At 72.3% G+C, this 9,050-nt stretch carries 8 protein-coding genes; 7 read left to right on the forward strand and 1 reads right to left on the reverse strand.

Features of this window, described 5'->3' with window-relative positions:
• The first annotated feature begins 19 nt into the window (after positions 1-19).
• The 7 genes from ES689_RS08530 (at position 20) to ES689_RS08560 (ending at position 7,997) form a co-directional block, all read left to right on the forward strand.
• Complete coding sequence (locus ES689_RS08530; protein WP_146902840.1) at positions 20-2,773, forward strand: ExeM/NucH family extracellular endonuclease; 2,754 nt, start codon at positions 20-22, stop codon at positions 2,771-2,773.
• A gap of 82 nt (positions 2,774-2,855) precedes the next feature.
• Positions 2,856-3,812, forward strand: a complete 957-nt coding sequence (truA, locus tag ES689_RS08535) for a tRNA pseudouridine(38-40) synthase TruA (protein WP_146902843.1) — start codon at positions 2,856-2,858, stop codon at positions 3,810-3,812.
• Positions 3,809-4,291, forward strand: a complete 483-nt coding sequence (locus ES689_RS08540; protein ID WP_146902846.1) for a GNAT family N-acetyltransferase — start codon at positions 3,809-3,811, stop codon at positions 4,289-4,291. The genes truA and ES689_RS08540 overlap by 4 nt, the downstream gene beginning before the upstream one ends.
• A gap of 209 nt (positions 4,292-4,500) precedes the next feature.
• Positions 4,501-4,947 (forward strand): 50S ribosomal protein L13, encoded by a 447-nt coding sequence (rplM, locus tag ES689_RS08545; protein ID WP_146902850.1) that lies wholly within the window; start codon positions 4,501-4,503, stop codon positions 4,945-4,947.
• A 32-nt stretch (positions 4,948-4,979) separates the two neighbouring features.
• Positions 4,980-5,465, forward strand: a complete 486-nt coding sequence (rpsI, locus tag ES689_RS08550; RefSeq protein ID WP_123547710.1) for a 30S ribosomal protein S9 — start codon at positions 4,980-4,982, stop codon at positions 5,463-5,465.
• A gap of 30 nt (positions 5,466-5,495) precedes the next feature.
• Complete coding sequence (glmM, locus tag ES689_RS08555; RefSeq protein ID WP_146902853.1) at positions 5,496-6,857, forward strand: phosphoglucosamine mutase; 1,362 nt, start codon at positions 5,496-5,498, stop codon at positions 6,855-6,857.
• A gap of 102 nt (positions 6,858-6,959) precedes the next feature.
• Positions 6,960-7,997, forward strand: a complete 1,038-nt coding sequence (locus tag ES689_RS08560; RefSeq protein WP_146902856.1) for a YdcF family protein — start codon at positions 6,960-6,962, stop codon at positions 7,995-7,997.
• 42 nt (positions 7,998-8,039) lie between these two features.
• On the opposite strand, the gene coaA is transcribed toward ES689_RS08560, so the two are convergent.
• Complete coding sequence (gene coaA, locus ES689_RS08565) at positions 8,040-8,984, reverse strand: type I pantothenate kinase (protein WP_146902859.1); 945 nt, start codon at positions 8,982-8,984, stop codon at positions 8,040-8,042.
• Positions 8,985-9,050: the final 66 nt, after the last annotated feature.

Below are 9,050 nucleotides of genomic sequence, written 5' to 3' on the forward strand. Positions count from 1 at the left end.
AACCGTCACGAAGGACGTCATGCACCCCCGACCTCGTACCGTCAGCACGGTCGCTCTCGCGACCGGTCTCGGCGTCGCCCTCGGCCTCGCGCCGCTGGTGCCCGCGACAGCTGCCCCCTCCTCGCCCTCCCTCGGCACCGACGCCGTGGACGGCTCGAGCCTCGTCATCGACGAGGCCTACCTCAAGGGCGGCAGCGCGAACGCCCCCTTCACGAACAAGTTCGTCGAGCTGTACAACCCGACCGACGGTGCCGTCTCGCTCGCGGGCTGGTCGCTGCAGTACCGGGCGGCGACGTCCTCGGCCGTGTCCGGCGTCGGCGTCCTCGCGGGAACCGTGCCCGCGGGCGGCAGCTTCCTCGTGCAGCTCGGCAGCAACGGCACGGCCGGGGCGGCGCTGCCCGAGGCCGACGCCGTGCTCGGGCTGAACCCCAGCGGCACGACGGGCACCCTGGTGCTCGCCGACCAGGCCACGGCCGTGACGCTCCCCGTGGGCGCCTCGTCGGTCGGCGTGGACGGCGTCGTCGACCTGCTGGGCTACGGCACCTCCAACACGTACGAGACCGCCGTCGCCGGCACGTCCGGCGCGAACTCCGTGCCGAACTCGCTGGTGCGCACCGACCACGTCGACACCGACGTCAACGCGGCGGACTTCTCGGTCAGCGACGTCGTGACCCCCGTGAACAGCGCAGGAGGCGCCCCCGCCGACCCCGAGGAGCCCACCGACCCCGAGCCCACCGACCCGGCCTCGCCGGCGGTGGAGGCGACCATCGCCGAGATCCAGGGCACGGGCGACGCCAGTCCCCTCGCCGGGCGGTCCGTCCGCACCCGCGGCGTCGTCACCGCCGCCTACCCGACCGGCGGCCTCGCCGGCTACGTGATCCAGACGCCGGGCACCGGTGGTGCGCTGGACCTCGCGACGCACGCCGCGTCGGACGCCGTCTTCGTCTTCAGCGCGGCCACCGCCTCCTCGGTCTCGATCGGTGACCACGTCGAGCTGACCGGCGAGGTCACCGAGTACTACGGCCTCACGGAGCTGACGGTCGCCGACGCCTCCGGCCTGGTGCAGCTCGACGCCGGGACCGTCGAGGTCCCCGAGGCGGCCGCCGTCGCGTGGCCCACGACGGACGCCGAGCGCGAGTCGCTCGAGAGCATGCTCATCGCGCCCCAGGGCGACTTCACCGTCTCGGACGTCTACACGACGAACCAGTACGGCGAGGTCGCTCTGGCGTCCGGCACGGGCCCGCTGCTGCAGCCGACCGAGGTGGGCCGCCCCGGCAGCGCGGAGGCGGCCGCGGCCGCGGCGGACAACGCCGCCCGTGCCGTGACGCTCGACGACGGCTCGAGCGTCAACTTCTTCACCGCGGCGAACCAGTCGATCCCGCTGCCCTGGCTCTCGCCCGAGACGCCCGTCACGGTCGGGGCCCCCGTGGACTTCTCCCAGCCCGTCGTCGTCGACTTCCGCAACGGCAGCTGGAAGCTGCAGCCGACCCTGCGCGTGACCGGCGACACCCCCGCGGCCGAGCTGCCCGCCTCGTTCGGCGTCGTCCGCGAGGCGACCCCGCTCGACGTCGGGGGCGACGTGTCGATCGCCAGCTTCAACGTGCTGAACTACTTCCCGACCACGGGCGACCAGCTCTCCGGCTGCACGTACTACCGCGACCGTGCGGGCGTGCCGCTCACCGTGAACAGCGGGTGCGACGCACGCGGCGCCGCCACGCAGGAGAGCTTCGAGCGTCAGCAGTCGAAGATCGTCTCGGCGATCAACGGCCTCGACGCCGACGTGGTCTCGCTCGAGGAGATCGAGAACTCGGCGCGCTTCGGGCAGGACCGCGACGCGGCCGTGTCGACACTGGTCGAGGCCCTGAACGCCGACCTGGGCACCGACGCGTGGAGCTACGTGCCGTCGCCTGCGACGGTGCCCACGAACGAGGACGTCATCCGCCTGGCCTTCATCTACAAGGCCGGCACCGTCGAGACGGTCGGAGGGTCGACCATCCTCACCGATGCCCCCGCCTTCAGCAACGCCCGCCAGCCGCTCGCCCAGGCGTTCCGCCCGGTCGCCGCGGCCGCGTCCGACGACGCGACGTTCGTCGCGATCGCGAACCACTTCAAGTCGAAGGGGAGCGGGTCGGGAGCCGACGCGGACCTGGGCGACGGACAGGGCGCCTCCAACGCCTCGCGCGTCAACCAGGCGGAGGCGCTGGTCGCCTTCTCCGAGCGCGTGCAGCAGGCCGCCGGCACCGACCTCGCGTTCCTGCTCGGCGACTTCAACGCGTACTCGCAGGAGGACCCCATCGAGGTGCTGCGCGACGCGGGATACGCCGACCTCGGCTCGACCGAGACCGACGAGTACAGCTATGTCTTCGGCGGCCTCAGCGGCTCGCTCGACCACGTGCTGGCGTCGCCCGCCGCCGCCGAGGCCGTCACCGCGGTGGACATCTGGAACATCAACTCGGGGGAGTCGGTCGGCCTCGAGTACAGCCGCTACAACTACAACGCGGTGCAGCTGTTCGAGGAGGGGCCGTTCCGGGCGAGCGACCACGACCCCGTCCACGTGGGCCTCTCCCTCGTGGCCGAGGAGGACCCGACCGACCCGACCGACCCGACGGACCCGACGGACCCGACGGACCCGGGGACGGGGCCGACGGACCCGATCGATCCCGGGCACGGCGGCGGCGCGCACCCGCTGCCCCCGGTCGTGCAGGTCATCGTCGCCGTCGTGACCGCGGTGGTCTCGTGGCTGACGAAGATCTTCGGGTGGCGCTGGCGCTGAGTCGGTGAGGTCGGCCCGCAGAGCGGGCACCGATCGAGGGGCGGACGGGCACGAGCCCGTCCGCCCCTCTCGTCGCCGTAGCATGGACGGCGTGACGAGCGACGCCCCTCCTGCTGCCCCCGGCCTCGCCCTCGACGACCCGGCCTTCGTGCAGGCGGGCCTGACGCGAGTCCGGCTCACCGTGGCCTACGACGGCACCGCGTTCTCGGGCTGGAGCGAGCAGCCCGGCAGGCGCACGGTGCAGGGCGAGATGGAGACGGCGCTCCGCACGCTCTTCGGCCGTCACGAGCACGTCCCGACCGTCACGGTTGCCGGCCGCACCGACGCGGGCGTGCACGCGCGCGGTCAGGTGGTGCACCTCGACCTGACGGACGAGCAGATCGCCCAGCTCCGGCGGCCGCACCGCGGCATGGTCGACAGGTCGCCGCTCGACGCCCCGACCGTGCTCGCCCGGCGGCTGAACGGGCTGGCCGGCTCCTCGGACGAGATCGTCGTCTCGGGGGCGAGACTCGCGCCTCCCGGGTTCCACGCGCGCTTCGGCGCGCTCTGGCGGCGCTACGAGTACCGCATCGCCGACCGCGGTGCGGAGCGCGACCCGACGAGGCGCAGCCACACGCTCTGGTACGACCACCTGCTCGACCTCGACCTGATGAGCGCGACGGCCGCGGGCCTCGTGGGCCTGCACGACTGGGCCGCGTACTGCCGGCACCGCGACTACGCGACCACCATCCGCGAGCTCCAGCACTTCACGTGGAGGCGCGACGCCGACGGCGTGCTCGTCGCGACCGTGCAGGCCGACGCCTTCTGCCACAACCTGGTGCGCAACCTCGTCGGGGCCTGCGTCGCGGTGGGGGAGGGCGCGATGCCCCCGCACCGGGCCGTCGGCGTGCGCCGCGAGGCCGCGCGCAACGGCGAGTTCCGCGTGGTGCCCGCGACGGGCCTGACCATGGTCGAGGTGGGCTACCCGCCCGACGACGAGGTCGCGGCACGCGTCGTGCTCACGCAGGTGAAGAGGTCGGCCGCTAGCCTCGACGGATGACCGCTCCCCGCCCCGCCGTCCCGTCCGACGTCCCTGAGCTGCTGCGCCTGATCGTCGAGCTCGCGGTCTACGAGAAGGAGCCGGACGCCGTCAAGACGACCGAGGGCGACCTCGAGCGCGCGCTCTTCGGCGAGGCGCCGGCCGTCTTCGCCTTCGTGGTCGACGGCGACGAGCCGGGCGAGCTGGCGGGCCTCGCGATCTGGTTCCTCACCTTCTCGACCTGGGAGGGCGTCCACGGCATCCACCTCGAAGACCTGTACGTCGTGCCGCGGCACCGGGGCGCCGGCCACGGCCGGGCCCTGCTGGCGAGGCTGGCGCAGGAGGCGGTGGACAGGCGGCTGGCCAGGGTCGAGTGGGCGGTCCTCGACTGGAACGAGCCCTCGATCGGGTTCTACCGGTCGCTCGGCGCCTCGTCGATGGACGACTGGACCACCTTCCGGCTCGACGGCGGTGCGCTCGCGGCGCTCGGCACCTCCTGACCAGGCTCGGCCGGCCGGCGAGGTCGTCCGGCCGTGGCCGTTTGACGCCCTTGGGCGTGTCCGGTATCGTCGACCCTTGGTGTCTGCGCAACTGCGCGCGGCACCCGAAGTTGAGCCCTCCACCTGACTCGTTCTCGCGACATCGTCGCGACAACGGCAACGGAGCGGGATTCACGGACACCTCACCTCGACCAGGAAGCAGCACTACTGTGACGCGCACTTTCTCCCCCAAGCCGGCTGACGTCCAGCCGCAGTGGCTGATCATCGACGCGAACGACGTCGTCCTCGGCCGTCTGGCCTCGCACGTGGCAGCCCTGCTGCGCGGCAAGCACAAGGCGACCTTCGCCCCCCACATGGACATGGGCGACTTCGTCATCGTCATCAACGCCGACAAGGTGGCCCTCACCGGCTCCAAGCTGGCCGAGAAGCTGTACTACCGCCACTCGGGCTACCCGGGCGGCCTGACGGCGACGACCTACTCCGAGATGGTCGAGAAGCACCCGACGCGTGCCGTCGAGAAGGCCATCCGCGGCATGCTGCCGAAGAACTCGCTGGGCCGTGCCCAGATCAAGAAGCTGAAGGTGTACGCGGGTGCCGAGCACCCCCACGCTGCTCAGCAGCCCACGGTTTACACCCTCGACCAGGTCGCCCAGTAGCGTCCGCCTTCAGACTTAAGGATTTCCACACAGTGGCTCAGATCGCAGATTCCATCGACCAGGCTCCCGAGAGCTTCACCACCGAGAGCTCGGCTCCCGAGGCCCAGGCGACGCCCCGCGCCGTCCTGAACGTCTCCGGCTCGGCCGTCGGCCGCCGCAAGGAGGCCATCGCCCGTGCACGCCTCGTGCCCGGCACCGGCACCTTCGTGGTCAACGGCCGCACGCTCGAGGAGTACTTCCCGAACAAGCTGCACCAGCAGCTGATCAACGACCCGTTCAAGGTCCTCGACCTGCTCGGTGCCTACGACGTCACCGTCAAGGTCACCGGCGGCGGCCCCTCGGGCCAGGCGGGCGCGCTGCGTCTCGCCATCGCGCGCACGCTGAACGAGATCGACCGCGAGAACAACCGTGCCACCCTCAAGAAGGCCGGCTTCCTCACCCGTGACGCCCGCGTCATCGAGCGCAAGAAGGCCGGTCTCAAGAAGGCCCGCAAGGCCTCGCAGTTCTCGAAGCGCTAGTCGCACTCCCACACACAGGCAGGTCTCGCGATGTCGCGTCTCTTCGGTACCGACGGCGTTCGGGGACTTGCCAACCGTGAGCTGACCGCCGCGCTCGCCCTGGGCCTCGCCCAGGCGAGCGCGGTGGTGCTCACGAAGGGGCACCATGCCGAGGCTCGTCGTGCCGAGGGCAGGCGCCCCGTTGCGGTGGTCGCCCGCGACCCCCGCATCTCGGGGGAGTTCATCACCGCCGCCGTCTCGGCGGGCCTGGCCAGCTCCGGCGTCGACGTGCTCGACGCCGGGGTCATCCCGACCCCCGCGGCGGCTTTCCTCGTCGACGACATCGGCGCCGACTTCGGCGTCATGATCAGTGCCTCGCACAACCCGGCGCCCGACAACGGCATCAAGTTCTTCGCGTTCGGCGGCACGAAGCTGCCCGACGAGGTCGAGGACCGCATCGAGGCCGCGATGAGCGAGCCGCAGCTGATGCCGGTCGGGGGCGACGTCGGCCGCATCCGCCGGTTCGCCGACGCCGAGGACAGGTACGTGCTCCACCTCCTGGGAGCCCTGCCGAACCGTCTCGACGGCATCCACGTCGTGCTCGACTGCGCCCACGGCGCCGCGGCCGCCGTGTCGCCCGAGGTCTTCACCGACGCCGGGGCGAAGATCACCCTGATCGGGGCAGACCCCGACGGCATGAACATCAACGACGGCGTGGGCTCCACCCACCTCGACAACCTGGCCGCGGCGGTGCTCGAGCACGGCGCCGACGTCGGCATCGCCCACGACGGCGACTCGGACCGCTGCCTCGCCGTCGACGCGACCGGCGCCGTCGTCGACGGCGACCAGATCATGGCGATCATCGCGGTGGCGCAGAAAGAGCACGGCAGGCTGGCACACGACACCCTCGTCGCCACGGTGATGAGCAACCTCGGCCTGATCCGTGCCATGGCCGATCACGGCATCACCGTGCGGCAGACGCGCGTCGGCGACCGGTACGTGCTCGAGGACATGAACGAGCACGGCTTCACCCTGGGCGGCGAGCAGTCGGGCCACATCGTCTTCAGCGACTACGCGACCACGGGCGACGGCATCCTCACGGGCCTGTCGCTGGTGGCGCGCATGGCCGAGACCGGCAAGTCCCTCGCCGAGCTGGCGAAGGTCATGACGGTGTTCCCGCAGATCCTGATCAACGTGGCCGGCGTCGACCGCGAGCGCCTGTCGGGCGACGAGGGCGTGGCCGAGGCCGTCGCCGCCTTCGAGCGCGAGCTCGGCGACTCGGGCCGTGTGCTGCTCAGGCCGTCGGGCACGGAGCCCGTCGTGCGGGTCATGGTCGAGGCCGCCGACCAGGCGACCGCCGACCGGGTCGCCCACGCGCTCGCCGACGTCGTCCGCGAGCGCCTCGCCCTGTAGCGCCTCGCCCGACAGCGCCCCGGCGCGTCGACGGCCCGACCGCGTCGACGTCCTGACCGCGTCGCGGCCCCGTCGCGCTCGTGGTGCGGGCACGATGGGCCCATGACCCTCCTCGTGCCGGCTGTCGTCTTCGCCGTCCTCTACGTCGTGAGTCGGCGCCGCGATGCTCGTCGACTCCGCAACGGGGTGTTCCTGGTGGGCGCGCTGGGCTCGCTGCTGCTCGCGGGGGTGCTGGAGCTCGCCGCGGCCAGCGCGCTGCTCCAGCTCCTCGTCCTCGCCGGAGTCGGGCTCGCGGGCGTGCTGGTCCTGGTGCTCGCCGGGTTCCTGGTCGGCAACGGCGTCACGATGCTCCGCCGGGAGGGACGCAGCCTCGGCAACCTGCTGTCGCTGATCGCCGGGCTCGCCCTCCTGGTGCTGCCCGCGGCGGCCCTGGCGCTGATCTTCGTCCCGGCCGGCACCGAGCTGCCCGCGGGCGTGGTCACGGTGTCGATCGCCCTCGGAGTGCTGATCGTGTTCGCCTGCCTCTACGCGGCAGGCACCTTCGCCGCGTTCGGGTTCTACTCCCTCGTCTACAGCCGGTACCGCCACACCCGCACCCCCGACGCGCTCGTCGTGCTCGGGTCGGGACTCGTCCGTGGCGAGGTGCCCCCGCTCCTCCGCAGCAGGCTCGACAGGGCCCTCGCGATCTACCGCTCGGTCCCCGAGGGCACGACGCGACCGCTGCTGGTGCCGTCCGGCGGGCAGGGCGCCGACGAGCCGCGGCCCGAGGGCGTGGCGATGGCCGAGTACCTGCTGTCCCAGGGGGCGGACCCGTCGGACGTGCACCCCGAGACCGCGTCCACGAGCACCCGCGAGAACCTCGTGCTCTCGCGCGAGGTGCAGCGGGCGGCCGGGCGCGAGGGGAGCACGCTCGTCGTGACCAACGACTACCACGTGCTGCGCGCCGCGTTGCTGGCCCGTGCCGCGGGCAGCGACGCGCAGGTGGTCGGGTCGCCGACGGCGGCGTACTACGTGCCGAGCGCGTTCCTGAGGGAGTACGTCGCCATCATGGTCGAGCACCGACGGCTGAACGCGGTGGCGGTCGCGTCCCTCGTGGGCTTCGTCGCCCTGCTGACGGCGGCGTCGCTCGCGCCCCTCTGACGCAGGCGGTGCCCGGGAGGCGGCCCGCGCCTCCTGCGGGCCCTAGATCTTGCGGAGCAGGACCGAGCTGACCTTGTGGTCGGCCGCCTTGCGGAGCACGAGGGTCGCCCGCGAGCGCGTCGGGAGGACGTTCTCGACCAGGTTGGGCTCGTTCACCGACCGCCACACGGTCGAGGCGAAGGCCCTGGCCTCGGTCTCGTCCATGTCGGCGAACCGGTGGAAGAACGACCGCTCCTGCGTGAAGGCGCTCTTCTGCAGGGCCAGGAACCGGTCGACGAACCAGCTCTCGATGTCGCTCGTGCGGGCGTCGACGTAGACGGTGAAGTCGAACAGGTCGCTGAGCGCGAGTCGCCCGGCGACGGGGGGCTGCAGCACGTTCAGGCCCTCGACGATCAGGATGTCGGGTCGCCGCACGACCACCTCGGCCCCGGGCATGATGTCGTAGCTCGTGTGCGAGTAGAACGGCGCACGCACCTCTTCCGCGCCGCTCTTGACCTGCGAGACGAAGCGCAGCAGGTGTCGTCGGTCGTACGACTCGGGGAAGCCCTTGCGGTCCATGATGCCGCGGCGCTCGAGCTCGGCGTTGGGGTAGAGGAACCCGTCCGTGGTGACGAGCTCGACGCGGGGCGTGTCGTCCCAGCGGCTGAGGAGCTCGCGCAGGAGGCGCGCGACGGTCGACTTGCCGACCGCCACCGAGCCCGCGACGCCGATGACGAACGGGGTGCGCTGCGCCCTCTCGCCGAGGAAGTCGCTGGTGGCCCGGTGCAGGTTGCGCGCGCCTGCGGCGTAGAGGTTGAGGAGGCGGCTGAGCGGCACGTAGACGTCCTGCACCTCGCGCATGTCGAGCCGGTCGCCGAGGCCGCGCAGCTGCACGATCTCCGTCTCGGTGAGCGGGAGGCGCGTCGCCGGGGCGAGGTCCGCCCACGCGTCGCGGCCGATCTCGACGAAGGGCGTGGCGTGGGTCGTCGGGGAGCTCGCGTCGGCCATGGGCCCGAGGCTACCCGGTCGCCGCGGCCCTGCCCCGGGGCGCGCCCCGGGGCCTCGTCGGCCGGT

Origin of the sequence: Frigoribacterium sp. ACAM 257, assembly GCF_007954365.1 — a bacterium.
Classification (GTDB): Bacteria; Actinomycetota; Actinomycetes; order Actinomycetales; family Microbacteriaceae; genus Frigoribacterium.

Bases quoted from the DNA above. Each gene is read 5' to 3' on its own strand.
- coaA (WP_146902859.1), bottom strand. From the start codon at position 8,984: ATGGCCGACGCGAGCTCCCCGACGACCCACGCCACGCCCTTCGTCGAG.
- ES689_RS08530 (WP_146902840.1), top strand. From the start codon at position 20: ATGCACCCCCGACCTCGTACCGTCAGCACGGTCGCTCTCGCGACCGGT.
- glmM (WP_146902853.1), top strand. From the start codon at position 5,496: ATGTCGCGTCTCTTCGGTACCGACGGCGTTCGGGGACTTGCCAACCGT.
- ES689_RS08560 (WP_146902856.1), top strand. From the start codon at position 6,960: ATGACCCTCCTCGTGCCGGCTGTCGTCTTCGCCGTCCTCTACGTCGTG.
- ES689_RS08540 (WP_146902846.1), top strand. From the start codon at position 3,809: ATGACCGCTCCCCGCCCCGCCGTCCCGTCCGACGTCCCTGAGCTGCTG.
- truA (WP_146902843.1), top strand. From the start codon at position 2,856: ATGGACGGCGTGACGAGCGACGCCCCTCCTGCTGCCCCCGGCCTCGCC.